The following is a 20,503-nucleotide window of genomic DNA, read 5'->3' as shown; positions in this document are numbered from 1 at the left end:
GAAAGTGATTCGGGCTATTCCCGTTGCGGGTCAAGCATACTGGTGTTTGCGATTTCGATAGCTTCTTCAATATTTTGGGAGAAACCTACCCTTCCCGCCTGTTTATGAATGCCCGCTTTTTGTAATTTTAATACGAGTCTTTCATTACAGTGATTAATAATGATAGCGATTTTTTGCGCTTGTAACTTTGAATAAATTGTTTCAAGAACCATAATCGCACTCATATCCAGCATAGACACGTCGCTCATATCCAAAACAATGACTTTGGTGTCAGGGTTGACGGTCGCCATACTGTGCAACGCTTTTTGGGCGGAACCAAAAAATAGTGGGCCGTTGATGTCATAGACTAGCATTTCTTTCGGCACATTTTTCAAATGGGGGTGTTCGGATTGATGTTCCCACCTTTTCACTTCGGTGAGCTGAATGCTGCGGCTGATAAACAGCAGTGCCGCCAAGCCCATGCCGATACTGACCGCCATCACCATATCGAACAACACCGTGATGGAAAAGCAAGTCAGCAATACCGCGACATCCGCACGCGGTGCGATTTTTAAAATGCGGATGAAGTGCTTCGCCTCACTCATGTTCCACGCCACCATAATCAACAGTGCCGCCAAAGCCGCCATAGGGATATGGGACAGCATAGGCGCGAAAAATACGATTGCACTCAGTACGAATAAAGCATGCACCACCGAGGCTAATGGCGAGTTGGCACCTGAACGAATACTGGCCGCAGTGCGGGCAATGGCGGCAGTCGCCGGAATGCCGCCGAAAAACGGCACCACGATATTACCGATGCCTTGCCCAATCAATTCCTTGTTGGGTCGATGTTTGGTGCCGGTCATGCCGTCGGCCACCACAGCACAGAGCAGTGATTCAATAGAACCCAACAGTGCGATGGTAATCGCTGGCCCCAATAAATCGTGAATCAATTCAAAAGACAGCTGCAGGGGTTTACCGTCAGCGCCTGGTTGGTTCCAAGGCAGTATCCATTCTGGAAGAAAAGGCGGAATCCCTTGACCGGAAACACTGTCCATCACATAGTGAAAACGTGATCCGATGGTTTCAACCTGAAAGTGCGGCAGAAAATAGGGCAGTGCCAATGCGGTAAGGGTGCCGACCAATAAGGCAATCAAGTGGGGTGGGATATAGGATTTCAGTTTGCTCCACAGGATGAAGCTTACCAGTGTCAGTAACCCGATCAGCGTTTCTTGCCAATGAAATTGTGGCAATGACTGAAGAATGGTTCCCGCATTTTCAATAAAGTGTCCTGTCAGGGTCGGCAATGGCAACCCAAGTAGATCCTTGATTTGCAAAGTCGCAATCACCACTGCTATCCCAGAAGTGAACCCTACGGTAACAGGATAAGGCACCACTTCAATCAAGCGCCCCATGTTGGTCAATCCCATGATGATGAGCAGTATGCCCGCCATCAGACCGCTTAACAGTAAGCCACCCAACCCATATTGGTAAACGATAGGGAGTAAGACCACGACAAAAGCTGCCGTTGGCCCGGAAATATTGATTTTAGAGCCGCCAAAAAGGGCAATGATCACGCCGCCAATCATTGCGGTATAAAGCCCGTGCTGTGGCGGCACGTCAATAGCAATCGCCAGTGCCATCGACAAAGGTAATGCAATGATACCGACAGTCAGGCCTGCCAAAATATTGGATTTAAGGTCGGAAGGGTTAAAAAGGCTTTGCCAAAAAGGCTGTAAGTTCGGGAACCAGTTTTGCAACATGGGTGCGATGTTCCTCTATAGATAGTAAAGATGTGTATAGACAAAAGTTTATCAAAATCCTGAAATCAAAGGCGAAAATCTACCAGGTTGGGGTGTAGAGAAGAAGAATAAAAAAATACGTTTTGTGACAATTTCGTGAGGATTTCATACTTGTTGCCGTTTGATAATGGCGTTGCCTTTTATGGACTAACTATGGGAGAAGGTATGAAAAAGTTGACATTAAAAAGTATAAAATGGACTCTGTTAATGGGGTTTGGTCTGATGGCTGGGAGTGTTTTTGCGCAGTCTCAAACCAAAATGCCGAATATGCCGGCACCCACTGCGGATGGTATTGAATTTCCGGCTGGTTATCAGGACTGGAAATTGATTTCTGTTACCAACCGTGACGACAACAAAACACTGCGGGCGGTGTTAGGAAATGATGCGGCGATTAAGGCGATCGCCGAGGGCAAGACCAACCCTTGGCCTGATGGCGCGGCATTAGGCAAAATCGTTTGGAAAAAAGAGAAAGATCCACATTGGCCGACAGCAGATGTTCCTGGCAAGTTCGTCCATGCTGAATTTATGTTCAAAGACAGTAAAAAATGGGCAGATACCCATGGCTGGGGCTGGGCGAGATGGGTTGGTATGGAGCAAAAGCCTTTTGCCGATGCAAGAGGATCTGCTCACGCCAGTTGTATCGCTTGCCACACACCAGTGAAGAATCAGGACTGGGTATTCCACAAACCAGCCCTTTTACCAAGCCGTTTACCTTAATCGGTAGCGCCTCTGCCCGGAACATAACTTGATGGGCAGAGTTTAAGGAATTCATATGAGCGATCTATTCAAAGCTTTAATTGTAGAGGATGATGCAGATATCGCCAATCTGGTTCGTTTACAGATAGGCAACCTCAAAGGACAAGCCACGATATTGGATCGCTTAGAGCAGGCGAAATCCTATGTTGAATCAAATATTATTGATCTTCTTATTCTCGATTTGTCTCTTCCTGATGGAGATGGTCTTGAGTTTTGTCGTTATTTTCGCAGACAAAACCATATTACCCCTATTTTGATGCTCACTGCGCGTTCCGATGAGCAAGATAAGGTTGCGGGATTGGAGCTGGGCGCAGACGATTATTTGAGCAAGCCTTTTGGGTTGGAAGAACTTAAAGCGCGCATTAAGGCTTTGATACGGCGCTCACGAGCGCACAACACTTTGGACACAATTGTTCAGGTCGGGTGCCTCAAGTTGGATTTGCAATCCCGCCAAGCTTGGTTGAAAGAGTCTTTGCTAGAGTTGACCACCAAGGAATTTGACCTGTTGAAGTTGTTTGCGGTGTCCCCAAATCAGGTTTTTACCCGACATGATTTGTTGGCGCAAATTTGGGGATCCGACTATTTCGGGTTTGAGCATACCATCAGTTCACACATTAATCGCCTGAGGAAAAAAATTGAAAAGAACCCCGCTAAACCCAACATTTTAGAGACGGTTTGGGGCGTGGGCTATCGCTTGAATCCTGCTTGTTTATCCGAGACAACCGAACATGTTTAAATCGAAAATCTCCAGACGGTATAGCTTGTGGCTAGTCGCGATTTTTTCCGTGATGGGTATCAGTTATTTGGCGTTGAGTCTCGCCTTGTCCAGCCACTATTTGAAGCAGGTGCAAATCAAGATCAACGCAGATGTTGCCCAAACCTTGATACAAGATAACGAGCTGGTTAAGCAAGGTAAGCTCAACGAACCGGCGATTGAAGATACCTTTCATCGTTACATGCTGTTGAACCCGAATCTTGAGATTTATCTTGTGGATTTATCCGGCAACTTGCTTAAGTACTCGGCAAATGCCGATAGGATCAAACGCAATCATATTGATACCAAACCTCTGCAACGTTTTTTGAATCATCCATCTCAAGGACTGATTCTTGGCGATGACCCGAGAACTTTGGATGGCAAAAGCCCCTTCTCGGTGGCCTACTTGCCGAACGATAAGCATCCCGAAGCCTATCTCTATGTGGTGATTCAGCCGCATATTGCCGAAGAGGTCGACAGACGTTTGCAAGAGAGTATCCTCCTTAAACTCAGTGGTTGGTCTTTCTTGACCAGTTTGCTGTTGGGGCTGGGACTCGGAAGCGCGTTGTTCTATTTCCTGAATCGTCGTATTGCTTTATTGTCGGAAAAGGTAAAACGCTTTGAGCAAGCACCGCAACAAGTTATCCCTCCGCCGCTACACCTTAAGGATGAGCTCGACGAGTTGGCACTCGCCACCGCTGATATGTCGGTGCAGTTGCGCGATCAATTGGAGCATATCCAGCAGTCTGATCAACAACGGCGGTTTATGATTTCGAGTTTATCGCACGACTTAAGAACCCCCTTAACCAATTTGCTTGGCTATATGGAGCAGGCAAAAGTCGATAATTCGATGGACTATTTGGATACGGCTTTCCAAAATGGTTTGAAGTTGAAAAATTATCTGGATAGATTATTCGAGTACGCCAAGCTCGATTCAAACTTAATTCAGCTAAATGCACAGCATCAGTCTCTCAGTGAGTTTTGCGAAACGTTACTTGAGCAGTATCAAGCATTGTCTCCAAATGCTGACTGGTGGATCGACATTCATGCAGGCATTGAAATGGCATTTGACAGGGAGTTAATGGAAAGCGCTATCAGAAACCTATTGGATAATGCCATGAAATATGGCGAGGGTTGGGTCAGTTTTGCGCTTTATCGTTTTGATGACAACATCACCATCCGTGTATGCAGTGCCGGAGACGAATTGCATCAAGTGAATCGATTATTGGAGAGTAAACTGGCAGTCGCAAACGCTGCCAACGGCTCTACGCAGAATCACACGGGTTTTGGGTTAGCGATTGTGCGTTTTATTGTGGAAAAGCATGAAGGCACCCTAGCCTATGGGTATGAAAGCAACAAAAACTGTTTTGAAATCCGCCTCAGTAACGCATCGTAATGGCTGATTAGCTACCGTGTAATGGAAAGGCGCCATGGATGCCTTCAATCAGCATTTGCACGCCGATCACCGCCAGAATCAGTCCCATCATACGAGTAATCACGCCTAAAGCACCCGCACCGATAAAGGTGACGAAACGTTCGCCGAAAATGAAGATGAAATAGGTAATCACGCACAGCACGGCAAATGCAAAAATGGTGGTCACCATTTCAAAAATACTGCCGCCAGCAGAAAAGTTCATGGCGGTCGCGATGGTACCCGGACCCGCGAGCAATGGCATGGCAAGGGGTGAAATCGCCACGCTCAATTTGGCATCTATTGCCTCTTGGTTGTCTTTTTCATTCAGTTGGTGAACGCTTGAAGAATTCCCTTGTAGCATATGATAACCAATCAACAACACGATAAAACCGCCGGTGATTTGGAAGGCAGGTAAGGTAATGCCGAATAAATCGAAAATCATTTTGCCCAACACCGAAAAGGCCACCACAATCACGAATGCTAGCAGCAAGGCACGCAAGGCGATGCGCTTGGTGGTTTTGGTACTGTCTTCAGACGTTAAGCTGAGAAAGATCGGTGTGTTTGCAATGGGGTTCATGATGGCGAAGAAACCCATAAAAACGGTGAATAAATGTAACGAGATAGATTCTAACACTGCGAAACCCCTGAATTTCAGTCAGTTCATTATATGCAAAAACAGCAGGGATGAAAGATGACGATTTTTTGAACAGGAAGATTCGGCGGCTTCGGAGAGAAACCGCCTAGAAAGTGTCAATGAAATGATATGTGTTTAACGCTTTGAATCACTGCCCGAACCACGAGAGGCTGGAGGTTCCTCTGGTAAGGACATAGCTTCTGTTTCGGTACTCTTGCATTTGTTTGTGATGTTCGTTTTGCCGTGTTGAGTGTTTTGTAGGCAACAAACAACCCCTATCTGTTCCGTTAGACGCGGATTTACCTGATTAAAACTAATCCAATCTAATTATTTTGGTGGTCGTTAATCAGTTCGCTTAATTGTTGATCTGCGATGCGGTAGCCCAATTTAATGATTTCTTTAGCCCGGTCAAACTCAAGCGTGCCGCAGGCATTGCTGGCAATCTCGATCACATAGTCCGGCGGATAAGCGGCCAGTTTCTGGCGAGAAATGGTTGTCTGCATGGCATCAAACGCTTGGTTGGCAATGTCATAAATACTCCAATCCGAGCGTTCAGTTGTCGCCTCGTTATTGGTGAATCGATGGATGAAACTTTGAATTTTTTCATAGAATGGGTTGGGTTCAGAGGCGTCTTCCTCTGTGCTTGTTTGGGGGGCTTGTAGGTCGCCATTCAGGTTGACGGCAATGGTCAAATCGGTGGCGTCGCCAAAAGTCGGCGCGATGGGAACAGGGTTCAACACGCCGCCATCAATCAGGTCGATTCCATTGCGACGCACCGGCGTAAAGAACAAAGGCAGGGAGATGGACGCACGGATGGCATCAAACAATTTCCCTGAACGCAACCAGATTTCCTTTTGGTTTTGAATATCCGTCGCAATCGCAGTGAATTGGATGGGCAACTCTTCAATCAGTTGATCGCCGACCAAGTCAATCAAAGAATTGATGATTTTGTCGCCTTTGACCAGCCCGTTTTTTTGCCAGGAAATATCCAGTAGGGCAACCATATCCATTTTACGGATGGCACAAGCCCATTCTTCGAAATCGTCCAGTTTACCCATGGCATAAATGCCACCGACTAGCGCGCCCATGGAGCAGCCTGAAATAGAAGAAATTTCAAAGTCATGCTCTTCTAACCAGCGGATAACACCGATATGGGCGAGTCCTCTGGCACCGCCACTGCCTAAGACAAGAGAGATGGTTTTTTTAGAAGCGTTGTTTGACATGGTGTGTCCGTTACCGTTAGTTTTTTGTCAGGCTGACTTCAGGCAATCGCCAAGTCCAGAGTGCGCCGATGATGGCAATCACGCTCAATAGCAGGATCACGCTTTGTACCGACCAAATATCCGCCAGTAGGCCGATACCACCTGCCAGTAACATGAAAATACCGATAAGCGTATTGCTCAACGCAACATACATGGCGCGGTTTTCACCGTTTGATAAATCCACCAGATAAACTTTGCGCCCTAGGCGAATGCCGCTGTGAAACAGCGTGATTGCCATAAAGAATGCCGCGTGAGTGATGGGGTGGGTTAGCCAGGAGGATTGTTCTTCAACCATCGCAAACAGCAAAATGCCCAATAAACCGGACAAAGCGGCGGCAGTGATCATGACCTTACGGCTGGATTTATCCGACATTTTTCCCCAAATAGGCGCACTTAAACTGCTGGCAAGGCCGCCGGCGATAATCAGCATTCCCAAACCACTTATCGTGCCTGTGCTGTAAGATTGGGCAACCAATACATAAAATGGCGGAACCAAAGCGGTACTCAGAAACAGTGTGCGGGCGATGACGTATTGACGAAAAGGCACGTCCGTTTTCAGTAAAGAGAAACTTTCAACCGCGGCGGCCAAGGCATTTTTGCCGCCTTCGGTGGCACCGGGTTGCTCGATAATATGGTTAAAGCTGAAATAAGCGATGATCCAAAGCACTGCGCCCACCGCTAACAAACTCGCTAATAAAAGCTGCGAATCATCCCCTTTATTTTCTCCAAGCATTTCGATAAGGGCACCAATACCCAAGGTGATCACCCCAGCAAAGCTGGCGCTATAGCCCATCAACACGCCACGTTTGCCTTTTGAAACCGTTTTGCCAAGGACATCTTTGGCAGAAACTGAGCAAAGCCCTCTTGCCAAACTGAAGACGATCAATGCAATGATAATTGCCCAACCCGCCATTGCGCCACTGGCATAAAACGCGGTGATTGCCATGCCGAACAAAGCCAGTGCCGACAAGGCAGCGCCGAGAAGCCACACTCCTTTCCTTACCGGGAGGTTACGTACCAAGGCGGCGACCATGAGTTGCGGCAACAATACGCCCGCCTCGCGTATCGGCACCAGAAACCCTGCAAAAATCGCTGGCGCGCCGAGCATGCCGAGAAGCCAAGGCAAAATCAGTTTGGCGCTGGCGAGTTCATCGGCGATTTTGCTAAGACTGTTGGCCGTCAGGTAGGCGAAAAAATTTCTAGGTTGATCGTGACAGGCGGATTCGGGAATGTCCTTGCATGCGCGGGCATCTTCGTCGCCATGTATTAAGTCATAAAGACGGTTAAGTTGTTGCGAATCCGCTGTGTTCACGAGTTGCCCTTGGTTAAATTTTCGGATGTTCGGTGGTTATTTTTTGGGCGGTTGCCATTTTTGCGAGAAGGCTTTCAGTGCCATCAACTGTTGTTCAATCAACTGCTGAATTTGTGGATCAGTCAATTCGCTTTCCTCATTGAAAGTATTGGCGAAAGCATTACAAAATACCTCTGGTCGATTCAGTGGATGCAAGTTCAAAAACACACAGACTTGGCGCAAATGGTATTGCGCGCGAGAAGTTCCCATGCCGCCGCCTGCGCCCATTATCGCGGCAGGTTTATCGTTGAGCAAGAGATTGTTTGGCTCTCGGGATGCCCAGTCCAGTGCGTTTTTCAACGCCGGTGCGATGGAGTAATTGTATTCCGGGCAGGCGAATAAAAAGCCGTCGGCTTCGGACATTTGTTGGAAGAGGGTTGCCACCGAGTTGGGTTTATCTTTGATGTCCTCATTATAGAAAGGGATATGCGATAAGTCGGCAATGTCGATGGTCATGCCTTCCGGCACGTGCGCTTGAGCATAGCGAAGCATGCCCATGTTGGTGGATTTTTTGCGAAGACTGCCGCAAAGCCCCAGTATCTTCAAGTTTTCCATAGCCGCAAAGCCCCAGTATCTTCAAGTTTTCCATAACAACTTCCTTCAAGCGTTTGCTTTTTGAATGGTAGCAATGATTGTACGCCGAAAGACAGGCAATGCAAATGTCGGGTTTAAATGCAAAAATCTGCCAGGTTGGGGGTCAGCGGTGGGCTTGATTGAACTCAAAAGTGAAAGCGGCAGAGAGAAATAAAACTAGAGCCAGCTAGTGAATTGCACCCCAATGCCGACACTGTTGTTGCGGTAGTTGTAATCAATCAGACTTTCCCCATAACCGTAGAACCACTGGATGTAGGCTTTCATATTTCGGTGTACCGGATAACTGTAACCCAGTTCCATCGCCCCCTTATTGTCGGTCTCGCTGAAGTTGTTCCTTACCATGATTTTAAAATGATGCTTTTCGATTTTACTGGCGAAGGTAAATTCGACATTACCCATGTAATGCGAGATATGCGGGTTATCGTCGCTTGAAGCCGATTCCGGTATACGAATCCAGGGCTTAATGGCAAAAACAGAACTGCCTTTGGCAAAAATCAGGCGCGTATAGATGCGATTCCAGGAGCGAGATAAGGGATCAGATCGTCCGTTTGATTGATGGCTGATACCAACATCTATCAAACGATTGCGCCAGCCAAAAATCTCCATTTTATTGTCGAAGCTTATCCATGCCTCTGGCTCGTGATTGGTTTCACGAAAGGGGGAGGAAATATTGTGGCTATAGGCCTGCCAAAAGGATCGGTTGGTATAAGCGACATACCAGTGATCGCCCAATCCAAACAAATTGTCTGCAATGGGAATTTTCAGGCTGATTTGAAACTTCACTTCATAAGGCTCAAAGTGCGTTGCCTGGGGTAAAGTCGCCTGTTGAAAAGGGCGTTCATTAGTGCCGGCGAAGTTGTAGGAACCGATAATCAAGTAATTGGGTCGATAGGGTTGTAGGGAGAAAGGGTCGTATTTTGTCTTTTGCTCCGATAACAATCGAGCATCAAGCGCAGTCTTTCCCTGATTCAATGCCGCTTGATCAAGCGTACACTGATCCCGCAGCTGCTGTAGGCTAGTGTCAGGCGACTGAGTTTCAAGTGCATTTTGTACACAAGCAGCATCATATTTCGGCGCAGCGGTGTCTGCCAAAACATTCAAGCTGATAACAGTGGACAATATGGCGGTGAACCAAGCGGTTTTAAACATTTCTGTTCTCTAGAGGAAGTCCGATAACAGCATAAATTGAACGGCGTGATAACGCAATAAAGTATGAAAATCTGCCAGGTTGGGGGTCACTCAAGCATTAGGCGGTAAGGCCGCATAGGCGATGCTTGAAAACCGTGCTTTTCATAGAAGGCTTGTGCTGCAGTATTGTGGTGATCGGTCAGTAGGGTGATGCGAAGGCAGTCTTGGCGCTTGGCTTCGGCAATCGCGGCTTGAATCAGAAGTGATCCGATGCCTTGATGGCGCGCCTTCTGAGAAACCACCATGTCTTCCAATAAGGCGACTTTGCCGCCAAGCGCAGTGGAGATGGTGAACAGCAAATTCACCATGCCATTCACGTTTTCCGGCGCGGTTGTTTCACATGAAACCAGAATGCAACCCATTGCCGGGTTTTGCAAAATGTCGGTCAAGCCTCGTGTTTGCGCGGCGATATCCGGCACGAATTCGTCCTCCTGTTGAAATAATGCACACAACAAGTCGTTGAGCGCATCCATGTCTGCCAAAGTCGCTAGGCGGCTGGTGTATTCAGGGGCGTTATTTTCGTTCATGGTCGTCCTCGTCGGAGACGGTTTTTTCACCGGTAATCATGGATCGAATCAGGTTTTCATTATGTACCACACTGGAAAATAGTACACCGAGGATGTGGATAATGACAAGGAACAAAGTGGTGTTGGCAAGAAATTCATGGATGCCTTTCCAAATAGAGTGGCTTTTGCCGCCATCCGCAAAGGCGGTGCCGATAGGACTTAAATCGAGTGACAACCCTGCTAGAGGTCCTTTACCTTCCGCGGCATAGGCTTCTAGACCTGTCCAGGTGGTGAGCAACAAAAACGATAAAAGCAGGACAATCATCCAACCGCCCAGCGGGTTGTGACCGATGTAATGAATCGGACGAAATTGCAGGATGGAGCCAATGTAGGTTTTCACCGTTTCTCGACTGTAAACGAAGTTGGTGAATCTTGCATAACGTGTGCCGATTATGCCCCAAATGATGCGGATGATTACCAGCGTTAAGACGACATAGCCGGTGTAAGCATGGAGAATGCTGTCGTCACCGGTTAGGTAAGCGAGGAAAAATGTCAGAACGAGCGACCAATGGAAGCTCCTAACGACGATATCCCATACTTTAACCTGATGTGACATGGCTTTCTCCAAGTTGAAAGCGTTGAGTTACTATGCCGAAGCGCCGAACATCAACCCCACATAGGTGGTGATTCCCATTGCAATGGCACCCCATATCAGCATACGGACGCCGCCTTTAATCATATTGGCACCGCCGGTTTTTGCGGCAATGGCGCCTAAGATGGCAAGCAGTGCCAAAGAACTGAAGGCAACGACATAACCCAGATTTTGCATCGGCAAAATCGCCACCAGAATAACAGGAATCCCTGCACCGGAAATGAAAGAGGCGGCCGAGGCAAAAGCGGCTTGTAGCGGACGGGCAGTATGAATTTCAGACAGCCCGAGTTCATCGCGGGCATGGGCATCCAGTGCATCGTGTTCCATCAACTCGGTGGCAACTTGGTTGGCAGTCGCTTCACTGACACCGCGTTGCTGGTAAATCAGTGCCAGTTCCGCATGCTCGGTTTCCCAGTCGTCTTCCAATGCTTGGCGTTCAATTTCCAAATCGGCTTTTTCCGTATCCGATTGAGAGCTGACGGAGACATATTCGCCGGCAGCCATCGAAAGTGCGCCAGCAACCATCGCGGCGACGGCAACCAAGAGCACATGCTCTTTATCTGAACCGGCGGCGATGACCCCCACCAATAAACTCACTACGGAGATGATGCCGTCATTTGCACCTAGCACAGCGGCACGTAGCCAGCCCATGCGATGGCTGAAATGTTTATCCGCTAAATGCTCATCCAGCATCTCTTCGGTAAAATGAGACATGGTTGTTGCTCCTGACTAAAAATTATTCTGGTTGGTCGGCTTCGGCTTTTTCTTTGTGTTTTGAGAAGCTTGAAAACAGTAAGCCAAGTATAAAACCTAAGCCAATCAGAATCACCACCAAAAGCGCAATTTGCGCGGAAAAGCTCCAAAATAGGAGCTTAATTTCGACAATTGCTGTGTTTTGCAGCGCAAAAATCGTCACCAGTATGATGGCGACAATGGAACTGATGGAATGTAGCTTTTTCATCACCTCTCCTTCTCCGTGTGCTTTAAACCCAGACTTCTTCGCCATGCTCCACAATATGCACGGTTTTGTTGAAGCGGTCTTGAATGGCGGTTTTGAAAATTTCCTGCTTGTCTCTTTCACCATGAATCAGGAAGACTTTTTCCAAATGTTGGAATTGCCCAATCCACTCCAGCAGTTCTTTTTGGTCGGCATGTGCTGAAAACCCGTTGATCATGTAAGTTTTGGCGCGCACTTTGATTTCCTCACGGTAGATGCGAATGGTTTCCGCACCGTCCACCATCAGGCGTCCTAAGGTTCCCACGGCTTGATAGCCAACGAAAATAACACTGTTTCGCGCATTCCAAAGGCGATGTTTGAAGTGATGTAAAATCCGCCCCCCGGTACACATACCACTACCGGCGATGATGATACAGCCGCTTTCAATGTCATTGATTGCCATGGACTCTTCCCCTTTCAAGGTGTAGTGCAGATAAGGGAAGTCGAACACCGAACCATCCTGCTCCAAAAAGGCCTGTGCGTCTTCATTCAGTTCCTGAACATATTGGCTATAGATGCGTGTGGCACGAATCGCCATCGGCGAGTCAACAAAGATTTGGCATTGCGGCAAGGATTTGTCGTAGTACATTTGTTTGAGCAACAGCAGTATTTCTTGGGTACGCTCAATCGCAAAAGACGGAATCAGGACATTCCCTTGGTTAATCAAAGTGTCTTTGATGGCGGCCTTGAACTCTTCGATACTGTCGGTCAAGGAGCGATGGTTGCGATCTCCATAGGTGGATTCGATATAAAGCGCATCGCCGTTACGGACGCTTTCCGGTGGCGGCAGAATCAAATCCTTCTTATTCCCCAAATCACCGGAGAAAACGATGGTTTTGGTCGCAGAATCTTCCTCGTAGTCAATTTGAATACTTGCCGAACCCAAAATATGACCGGCATTATGGAAGGTTGCCTTGATGCCTTTTGAAAGGGTAATGGGTTTGTTGTAGTCGGCATATTGAATCGCCAGATTGAAGACATCGCCCACATCGTCCATGTCGTACAAAGGAGGCGTGACCTTGTCTTCGTCGCCGCGGCGTTGCGCTTTTTTCAAAGCGGTTTTGTAGTCTTCCTGCATGATTTTCGCGCTGTCGAGCATAATGACTTCCGCCAGCTCCAATGTGGCGCGCAAGCTGATAATACGGCCGTCAAACCCTTCCTTCACCAATTTGGGGATGCGACCCACATGGTCTAGATGGGCATGGGTGACGAGCAGGATATCCAACTCACGAGGATCGAATCCGAAGTCATCGCTATTTTCATGGCTGGTGTGGCCTTGGAACATGCCGCAGTCGATTAACACGACCGGACCCGATTTGAAGCGTATTAAGTGGCAGGATCCGGTAACGGTTTCAGCGGCGCCAAAAGATTGAATCGGTATCATAATGCCTCCTTGTTTTATGAGTTTAGGGCTGGCTGGAAAGTAGCTTCGCAGCCAAACCGACAAAAATAAATGCGGTGATACGGTGTAAAAATCGTTGTGTTTTTGGAGAGGCGTTGAGTTGTTTCAATCGCCCGGATAAAAACGCAATAGAGCTAAAAACCAGAAAGGTCACCACAATGGTCGTGAGCCCCATCAACCAGATTTGTTGAGAGATGTTACCGTGTTCGACAGCAACAAACTGGGGTAAAAACGCCAGAAAGAAAAGTGAGACTTTTGGGTTGGAAAGGTTCATCAACACGCCGCGTCGGTAGAGTTTCCAAGGGGATAACATGGGTGTTTTCGCGGCGGTGAGTTGAAGTTGCCCGGCCTTGAATGCCTGCCATCCCAGATACAGCAAATACAGCGCGCCCAAGATTTTTAACAGGGTGAATGCGGTGACGGAACTCATCAATAACGCTGCCAGCCCGAGTGAAACGGCAGTGGTATGCACAATCAAACCCGTGCATAACCCCAGTGTTACCCAAATGCCGGCGGTGTGCCCATGCAGAACGGATTGCATCAACACATACAGATTATCCGGCCCGGGTGATAGTGCAATCAGTACCGTGATGCCGATAAAAGAAATAAAAACACCAACTTCCATCGTTGTCCGTTCCTTTATTCTTGATGCGGATTATCCGTTCGCTATCAGACCATTAGTCGCGTTTTTCCTGAATAATCCATGAATGGCTGAACCAGCGCCATTTGCCATCCGCCGTTGGCTGGGTGCAAGCATAGCGATCACGCGGTGGTGACAGTTTTTCCTTATCTTGCACGATTAGCGTCAAAGGGGTTTCCCAGCGGAGCTGTAAAGGTTCGCCTTTATGATTAAAACATTGTATGCCTTTTTGCGGCGTCGCGAAGTGCAAAGTGAGCCTTGGCGGGTTTTGTTTGACCTCAGGGTCGAAAGGTTCGTAATGTTTTACCGGCAACACTTGAGAGTTTACTTTGACTTTGAAAGACTTGATGTCGCCATAGGTTTCGCTCATCGGAAAACGCATCAGCGCAAGCATGTTGGAGTCATAGCCGACGGCTCCTGAGTTCTGTGCAACGGCGATGTAACCCATTTGTTTCACCTGTTGCGCCAAGCCTTCAGAAAACTCGCCATAAGGATAGGACAAGAGTTTCATGTCGTTGGTATTGGCGCCCAATTCTTCCTTCAATCTTGCTTGCGCGGCGTTGATGTCATCTTCCACGCGTTTATGCCATGCGGTGAGACCTTCATTCCCCGTTTGGATTAGGAAATCATGGGTTTTGGTGTGATTGGCGAATTCCATGCCATGCTGTTGCATTTCCCGCATTTGATCCCAAGTCATATTGGATTTATAGCCCTTGTCCACCGGACCGGTATTGACAAATATCGTCATTGGCCAGCCTCTGGCTTTCATGCGTGGATAGGCTGCGGTATAAACGCTTTTCCAGGCATCATCCACCGTTAGCACCACGGTTTTTTCAGGAATGGGGGTGTGGTTTTTCAATGCGGCGACCAGTTTGGACAGTGACCAGACGTGAAAATGGTTGTCGGCAAGATAGTCAAGTTGAGCGTCGAATTGCTCAAGGCGAATGCTGGTGCTGGGCAGCTTGTCTTCGCCAAAGCGGTGGTAGAGCAAGATGACGGCACTGCCTTCCGGGTTTGCATTCAATGTGGCAGGCGCTTTATCTTCTGCCCAAGCGGTGTGAGATAGGCCGGCAAATAGCAGGCTGACGCAAGCGATGGAAAAAAATGTTTGGATGAATTTATGAGATGTCATAAGTGGAAGAATCCTTTCTACCTCCAAGTTATACCTTGATTCCAAAGGCTTTCAAGGCAATCAGCATTAAGAAATAACCGCCAGGGGTCATTAGCATTGATATTAGCGCACTCAAATAGAAATGTAAGCCATTTTTTAATAAAACCGGCAAAGCGATGAAAAAGATAAAGGAAGGAATTACCAGTTAAACGATCTGGTAGAACTACTCGGAAATCTTTTGTATGTCCTGCGTGTCATGGTGCGGCCAGAACATTGCCAAATCGACACCAAAGGCAAAACGGTGATCAAGACACCGTGCAGCTCCTGTCGATAGTTTTTAATCAAGCACAAAATGGAGAATGAAAATCTGCCAGGTTGGGGTCTGACTATCATCATTTGAGCAGCGAATTGAAATCTAGAATTGATTTAACGCAAGGTTCATTTTTATTTAAAGAACAATGATTTATTTTCTTTTTAGCCAAGCGTATGATGAAGATTCAAGAGCTTTTTTCTTGGGCATTATCATCGGAGGATAAAAAATGGAGAAGTTACAGGAAGCAGGTGCGACGATTAAGCGTCTATCTAAAGATATGCCGCAAGCGGTCGGCAATTTCATGGCGTTTATCGAAGCCGCCGAACAACCAGGTGCGCTGGAAGAGAAAACCAAACATTTGATGTTATTGTCTCTGGCGGTGGCATTTCAATGTAGTTGGTGTATTGCTGTTCATGCTAAAGGTTGCGTTGATGCGAAAGCGACCAAAGAAGAAATGCTGGAAGCCGCAATGATGGCGGTTGTGATGGGTGGCGGACCGAAATTGATGTATATCGATTTGGTTTACGAAGAGCTGGATAAGTACTTCAAGTAATCTGCAGCATTTCGGAAAGTATTGGCTTGCCAATCAGTCTTTTTGTTCGGCTGAGCTTTCGGTACGAACTTGGTTTCGTCCATTGTGCTTGGCGCTGTAAAGTGCTATATCCGCACGATGGATGAACTCCGCAATCGGTTCGTTTGGTTTGATGGAGGCAATACCGATACTGACAGTCAAAGGTTTGGCGATAGAGAATTCATGATCTTCCACCAGCTTGCGGAAGGCGTCTGCCGTTTGTTCAGCGATGGTCAAGTCGCTGTTTTCCATCACCACGATAAACTCCTCACCCCCCCAGCGTCCCAAGTGGGCGTTCTCGTTGAAAAACAGTTTCAAGCAAACCGATAACTCAATCAGCACCTGATCACCTTGGTTGTGACCGAAAGAATCGTTGATGGATTTGAAGAAATCCAAATCAATCAGCAACAGGCTGAAAGGCGTGTTGTTTTGTTCAAACTCTTGTTGAAAAGTCTCCAGCAAGCTTTCCATTTTTAAGCGGTTATACAATTGGGTCAAAGGGTCGGTAATCGACAGTTCTTCGAGAATACGATTTTTTTGCAGCAAAGCCTCTTTGGTTTCATAAAGCTTGCGAGTACGGGCTTCGACTTCTTTTTCTAGAGTTTCGTTTGCCTGTTTCAGTCGCTGGTTCATTCGCAAGAATTTACGCCCGATGATGAAGGCCAGTACGACGCTCGTGACGATAATCAGCAAGGTGAAAAGAATAATGACATGCACCATATCGTCGACTTGATGTTTGGCTTCGGTAATCAACTGCTTGGTGTCTTTTGCTTGGTCACGGGAAAAGTCGTTAACCTTCTCACTAAACACATTGAGTTGCGGAACTACTTGATGTGTTAAGAGTTCGATACCCTGAGCACGTTGCTCGTTTAATGCCATGTTTGCAATGCGGTTTTGCAAGGGTCCGGTGACTTTTGCCATTGCATTGATTTGATCCATCCACTTCACTTCGTTAGGGTCGCCCTGAATCAACTCGGTCAATTTATCGCGGTGAACCGTATAGTTGCGTCCGCTTTGATAAAACGCATTCATGGCTTGATCTTGTTCGAAGGCGTCCTGAAGCATCAATACCAAGCCAAGGTTGACGGTACGATTTTGCCCTGACAGGTGAAGATTTAATAGGTTATGGAGTTTTTCATACTGAAGGCTGACCATTTTAGCGGCGTTGTCGATGGTGCGCTCGGCCAAACGTTGCGCAGAAACGGCCATGATAATGACTAAGGTGACGGAAAACAGAAAGGCCGCTAATATCAACCACTGATTATATAGGTTGCGAGCTAACCATGAGAGGCGGTTTTCATCGCGTTGTTTGATGGGTTTCGTCGTCATTAACGTGTGTTCGTTATTCGTTTAAACCGTTAATATTAAAAGAACTTTTTGCATAAGGCAAGCATAGTACGAATTGCTACTTACTTCTGTTTATGACGTCATATTTGGCATATTAATGTGCATGGAGGGATTTTCCACAAGTTTTTGGCTAAAATAGATGCCGGAAATTAGAGGTCAGTTCATTGAAAGATATCAACATCACACAAGCGATGACGCTTATACAGGCTGGAGAGATTCTGGCGTATCCGACAGAAGGCGTTTATGGGCTGGGTTGCGACCCTTTCAATCAGCAAGCGTTTGAAAAGTTGCTGGATGCAAAACAAAGACCTGTTGAAAAAGGCGTCATACTCATCGCATCAACGGTGCAGCAAGTCAAAGACTTGGCCGATATTTTCTATCAACCTTGGACACAACAAGTTTTAAACAGCTGGGAATCCCCTTTACGCCCTACGACTTGGATTTTGCCTGCTTCGAATGTTGTACCAGATTGGATTACTGGCGGGCGTGATACCGTGGCGATTCGGGTGACCCATCACCCGCAAGTCAAAGCACTGTGCGACGCGTTGGAGATGCCTTTGGTGTCGACCAGTGCGAATTTAAGCGGCCAACCTCCAATCAAGAGTCGTGAAGTGTGCCATGAAACCTTTCTTGGTATTCCGGTTCTTGAAGGCAGTTTAAGCGGTCTTTCCGAGCCATCCCAAATCTGGGATGCACAAACGATGGTCAGAATTCGTTAACGGGATTGCTTTGCTTTAAGATAAAGCGGCTTGACGAGTTTGGCGTAGTGTTTTAGATCTTCTATCCGCGAAGCGTTGGATGGGTGAGTGCTAAGAATTTCCAGTGGCGTATCTTTTGAAATCTTGCTCATTTTTTCCCAGACTCTTACCGCGGCATAGGGGTCATAACCGGCTCTGGCAGCGAGTTCAACGCCCATTCTATCTGCTTCCTGTTCATGGGTTCGGCTATTGGGCAGAATAAAGGTGGCTTGCATCACCATATTGCTGGCATCCAGTGCCGGACCTTGCATGCCGGTAATCAAACTCAGGGCGGTCAGTCCAGCCTGGCCTACCATGGCTTCTGATGCGCGTTCGCGACCATGTTCCCGCAGGGCATGCGAGATTTCGTGCCCCATAATGGCAGCGATTTCATCATCGGTTAAATGCAGTTTGTCGATGATGGCGCTGTAGAAAGCAATCTTTCCTCCCGGCATACACCAGGCGTTCAGCTCATCGGATTGAATCAGGTTAACCTGCCAGTTCCACTTGGGGGCGTCATCGCGAAAAATTTTGGTTTGCGGAATCAGGCGGTCGGCAATAGCGCGCAAGCGTTTCAATTCTGCCGAGTTATTATTGAGTTTATGTTCTTTCTTGGCTTTTGCAAGAATCTGAGCATAGGCTTGATTGGCGCCCTGCTGCATTTCGGATTCCGACACCAGCATCATTTGGCTACGTTGTACGCCGACGGTGCCCTGCTTGGTGACATTGCTGGTGCAACTTGCCAGTAGGGTGAAAACCGTTATCAGAATGATAGGTTTGTAGTGGTGAAGAATCGTAAATGAGTCCATGGTTAACCAATCGTAAAGCTGTTGACAGGATATTTTAAAAAACAATCAAAGGCTTTTCTATAAAATAGAGGCCATGAGAGAGCTTTGCACGAGATGGATGCACGGCTAAAAATGGTTAAAATTCCTCTGAATGTCTCGACTTATCCCTCGGGCGTCGAGTTCTTTGTTTCTCGACTTACCCCTTCGGGCGTCGAGTACTTTGTTTCGTTGGAAAACTCGCTAATAGCCAGCTATTAGCTTTATTTTTCGCCTAATTCAGAGAAATTTTACCTCATTTCTATCTCGCACCCCACTCGTGCAAAGCTCTCTATTAAACGTTCAACCGATGGAGAAAGCATGTCCGAAATCAACATTGATGCCGTAAAAGATTATTTGTTAAACCTGCAAGCCGATATTTGTCGTCAGCTAAGCGAAGAAGACGGTCAGGATTTCATCATTGATGAATGGGAAAGAGCAGGTGAAGAAGGCGCAATGGGCTTGACCGGTGGCGGGCGCACCCGTGTGTTGGAAAACGGCAATGTCATTGAAAAGGGCGGCGTGAACTTCTCTCATGTGCGCGGCAAGACGCTACCGGCTTCTGCCACGGCGCATCGCCCTGAGTTGGCGGGACGTTCTTTCCAGGCGTTGGGCGTGTCTTTGGTGATTCACCCGCGTAATCCTTATGTGTCAACATCCCACGCCAATGTGCGCTTTTTTGTCGCCGAAAAAGAAGGTGAAGCGCCAGTTTGGTGGTTTGGCGGTGGTTTTGATTTGACGCCTTATTATTTGGATGAAGCGGATGCGGTGCATTGGCATCAGCAGTCTAAAGAAGCTTGTGATCCCTTTGGTGAAGAGATTTATCCTGCCTACAAAAAATGGTGTGACGAGTATTTTTATCTGAAGCACCGTGACGAAACCCGTGGTGTCGGTGGTTTGTTCTTTGATGACTTGAATACTGAAACCTATGGTTGGGATTTCGATAAATGTTTCGCCTTTATGCAGTCCGTCGGCGATCATTACATTACCGCGTATCGCCCTATTGTTGCCGGCAAGAAAGACAAGGAATATGGTGAAAGACAGCGTGACTTCCAGTTGTTCCGTCGTGGCCGCTATGCCGAGTTTAACCTTGCGTTTGACCGTGGCACCATCTTCGGTTTGCAAACCGGCGGGCGTACCGAGTCGATTTTGATGTCGATGCCGCCATTGGTGACTTGGAAATATAATTATCATCCAGAGCCGGGCACGGAAGAAGCCAAACTATATGATTACTTGAAACCGAGAGAATGGTTATAAGTCGTGTCTGAAGCCTTAGATAAACTGAGAGTTGATAAATGGCTATGGGCCGCGCGATTCTTTAAGACGCGCGGCTTGGCGTTGGACGCCATCAAAGGTGGAAAAGTTGAGCTGAACGGCCAGAAACCCAAGCCGAGTAAGACATTAGCGGTCGATGACCGTTTGAGTGTGACGCAAGCCCACCGCCAAGTTGACATCACGGTATTGGCATTATCCGACAAACGTGGCAATGCCGAAGCTGCTGAAAAGCTGTATCGCTTAGACAAGGAAATACTCAATCAACGCAAGCCGACGCCGGACATGGCATTGGTCGGTTTCCGTGAGAAAGGCGCAGGACGACCAACCAAACGGGATCGTCGTAAGATTGAAGATTTCAGTAAAGGGTTTTAACGGATGACGTTCATCTGAACCA

22 protein-coding genes are annotated in these 20,503 nt (G+C 47.5%); 7 read left to right on the top strand and 15 right to left on the bottom strand.

All coding sequences use genetic code 11. The features are described 5' to 3' along the window. Positions 1–14: 14 nt before the first annotated feature. Positions 15–1,742 carry a C4-dicarboxylic acid transporter DauA gene (gene dauA / locus F8R13_RS05775; protein ID WP_152832496.1) on the bottom strand — a complete coding sequence of 576 codons (1,728 nt, stop codon included), beginning with the start codon at positions 1,740–1,742 and terminating at the stop codon, positions 15–17. 204 nt (positions 1,743–1,946) lie between these two features. Between dauA and F8R13_RS05770 the strand changes: the two genes are divergently transcribed. From F8R13_RS05770 to F8R13_RS05760, 3 genes are read left to right on the top strand one after another with little or no spacing between them, the layout of a single operon-like run. After that, the gene (locus F8R13_RS05770) at positions 1,947–2,498 is read left to right on the top strand and encodes a cytochrome P460 family protein (RefSeq protein ID WP_253806361.1); all 552 of its coding nucleotides are present in this window, start codon (positions 1,947–1,949) and stop codon (positions 2,496–2,498) included. Positions 2,499–2,553: 55 nt separating this feature from the next. After that, a complete protein-coding gene (locus F8R13_RS05765; protein WP_152832494.1) occupies positions 2,554–3,273 on the top strand; it encodes a response regulator transcription factor in 720 nt (239 codons plus the stop codon). After that, positions 3,266–4,687, top strand: coding sequence for a sensor histidine kinase KdpD (locus tag F8R13_RS05760; protein WP_152832492.1), 1,422 nt, complete (start codon positions 3,266–3,268; stop codon positions 4,685–4,687). Before F8R13_RS05765 ends, F8R13_RS05760 begins: the two co-directional genes overlap by 8 nt. A gap of 7 nt (positions 4,688–4,694) precedes the next feature. Here the strand turns inward: F8R13_RS05760 and F8R13_RS05755 are convergent, their stop codons facing one another. From F8R13_RS05755 to F8R13_RS05700, 12 genes are all read right to left on the bottom strand, one after another. Next, on the bottom strand, positions 4,695–5,339 hold the full coding sequence (locus tag F8R13_RS05755) for a MarC family protein (protein ID WP_216642603.1): 645 nt from the start codon (positions 5,337–5,339) through the stop codon (positions 4,695–4,697). Between the two features lie 323 nt (positions 5,340–5,662). Beyond that, positions 5,663–6,562: a patatin-like phospholipase family protein gene (locus F8R13_RS05750; RefSeq protein ID WP_152832490.1), complete on the bottom strand. Its 900-nt coding sequence runs from the start codon at positions 6,560–6,562 to the stop codon at positions 5,663–5,665. A gap of 16 nt (positions 6,563–6,578) precedes the next feature. Then, positions 6,579–7,913, bottom strand: coding sequence for an MFS transporter (locus tag F8R13_RS11815; protein ID WP_216642602.1), 1,335 nt, complete (start codon positions 7,911–7,913; stop codon positions 6,579–6,581). Positions 7,914–7,949: 36 nt separating this feature from the next. Beyond that, positions 7,950–8,507, bottom strand: coding sequence for an NADPH-dependent FMN reductase (locus F8R13_RS05740; protein ID WP_152832488.1), 558 nt, complete (start codon positions 8,505–8,507; stop codon positions 7,950–7,952). Between the two features lie 195 nt (positions 8,508–8,702). Further along, a complete protein-coding gene (locus F8R13_RS05735) occupies positions 8,703–9,695 on the bottom strand; it encodes a phospholipase A (protein WP_152832486.1) in 993 nt (330 codons plus the stop codon). A gap of 86 nt (positions 9,696–9,781) precedes the next feature. Then, complete coding sequence (locus F8R13_RS05730; protein WP_152832484.1) at positions 9,782–10,261, bottom strand: N-acetyltransferase; 480 nt, start codon at positions 10,259–10,261, stop codon at positions 9,782–9,784. Continuing rightward, on the bottom strand, positions 10,248–10,856 hold the full coding sequence (locus tag F8R13_RS05725; protein WP_152832481.1) for a cytochrome b/b6 domain-containing protein: 609 nt from the start codon (positions 10,854–10,856) through the stop codon (positions 10,248–10,250). The genes F8R13_RS05730 and F8R13_RS05725 overlap by 14 nt, the downstream gene beginning before the upstream one ends. 30 nt (positions 10,857–10,886) lie before the next feature. Beyond that, on the bottom strand, positions 10,887–11,606 hold the full coding sequence (locus F8R13_RS05720) for a VIT family protein (RefSeq protein WP_152832479.1): 720 nt from the start codon (positions 11,604–11,606) through the stop codon (positions 10,887–10,889). A gap of 22 nt (positions 11,607–11,628) precedes the next feature. Further along, positions 11,629–11,853, bottom strand: a complete 225-nt coding sequence (locus F8R13_RS11465) for a lipopolysaccharide assembly protein LapA domain-containing protein (protein ID WP_172967707.1) — start codon at positions 11,851–11,853, stop codon at positions 11,629–11,631. A 22-nt stretch (positions 11,854–11,875) separates the two neighbouring features. Next, positions 11,876–13,273: an MBL fold metallo-hydrolase RNA specificity domain-containing protein gene (locus tag F8R13_RS05710; RefSeq protein ID WP_152832474.1), complete on the bottom strand. Its 1,398-nt coding sequence runs from the start codon at positions 13,271–13,273 to the stop codon at positions 11,876–11,878. A 22-nt stretch (positions 13,274–13,295) separates the two neighbouring features. Further along, the gene (locus F8R13_RS05705) at positions 13,296–13,916 is read right to left on the bottom strand and encodes a LysE family translocator (RefSeq protein WP_152832472.1); all 621 of its coding nucleotides are present in this window, start codon (positions 13,914–13,916) and stop codon (positions 13,296–13,298) included. A gap of 52 nt (positions 13,917–13,968) precedes the next feature. Next, positions 13,969–15,063 (bottom strand): polysaccharide deacetylase family protein, encoded by a 1,095-nt coding sequence (locus F8R13_RS05700; protein WP_152832470.1) that lies wholly within the window; start codon positions 15,061–15,063, stop codon positions 13,969–13,971. A 518-nt stretch (positions 15,064–15,581) separates the two neighbouring features. On the opposite strand from F8R13_RS05700, the gene F8R13_RS05695 reads away from it, so the two are divergent. Further along, on the top strand, positions 15,582–15,908 hold the full coding sequence (locus F8R13_RS05695) for a carboxymuconolactone decarboxylase family protein (protein ID WP_152832468.1): 327 nt from the start codon (positions 15,582–15,584) through the stop codon (positions 15,906–15,908). 33 nt (positions 15,909–15,941) lie between these two features. Here the strand turns inward: F8R13_RS05695 and F8R13_RS05690 are convergent, their stop codons facing one another. Then, the gene (locus tag F8R13_RS05690; protein WP_152832465.1) at positions 15,942–17,255 is read right to left on the bottom strand and encodes a diguanylate cyclase; all 1,314 of its coding nucleotides are present in this window, start codon (positions 17,253–17,255) and stop codon (positions 15,942–15,944) included. A 182-nt stretch (positions 17,256–17,437) separates the two neighbouring features. Here F8R13_RS05690 and F8R13_RS05685 point away from each other — a divergent pair, with 182 nt between their 5' ends. After that, a complete protein-coding gene (locus F8R13_RS05685; protein ID WP_253806360.1) occupies positions 17,438–17,992 on the top strand; it encodes an L-threonylcarbamoyladenylate synthase in 555 nt (184 codons plus the stop codon). Here F8R13_RS05685 and F8R13_RS05680 read toward each other — a convergent pair. After that, on the bottom strand, positions 17,989–18,819 hold the full coding sequence (locus F8R13_RS05680) for a M48 family metallopeptidase (protein WP_152832463.1): 831 nt from the start codon (positions 18,817–18,819) through the stop codon (positions 17,989–17,991). The two genes, F8R13_RS05685 and F8R13_RS05680, sit on opposite strands and share 4 nt — an antisense overlap. A gap of 336 nt (positions 18,820–19,155) precedes the next feature. Between F8R13_RS05680 and hemF the strand changes: the two genes are divergently transcribed. Both hemF and F8R13_RS05670 read left to right on the top strand, forming a co-directional pair. Next, positions 19,156–20,091, top strand: coding sequence for an oxygen-dependent coproporphyrinogen oxidase (hemF, locus tag F8R13_RS05675; protein ID WP_152832461.1), 936 nt, complete (start codon positions 19,156–19,158; stop codon positions 20,089–20,091). Between the two features lie 3 nt (positions 20,092–20,094). Then, positions 20,095–20,481: an RNA-binding S4 domain-containing protein gene (locus F8R13_RS05670; protein ID WP_371414908.1), complete on the top strand. Its 387-nt coding sequence runs from the start codon at positions 20,095–20,097 to the stop codon at positions 20,479–20,481. Positions 20,482–20,503 lie beyond the last annotated feature (22 nt).

It is taken from the genome of Hydrogenovibrio sp. JE_KL2, assembly GCF_009296185.1.
Lineage (GTDB): Bacteria > Pseudomonadota > Gammaproteobacteria > Thiomicrospirales > Thiomicrospiraceae > Hydrogenovibrio.
Note: the sequence above shows the minus strand (reverse complement) of the source record. Positions and strands in the feature narration are given on the sequence as shown.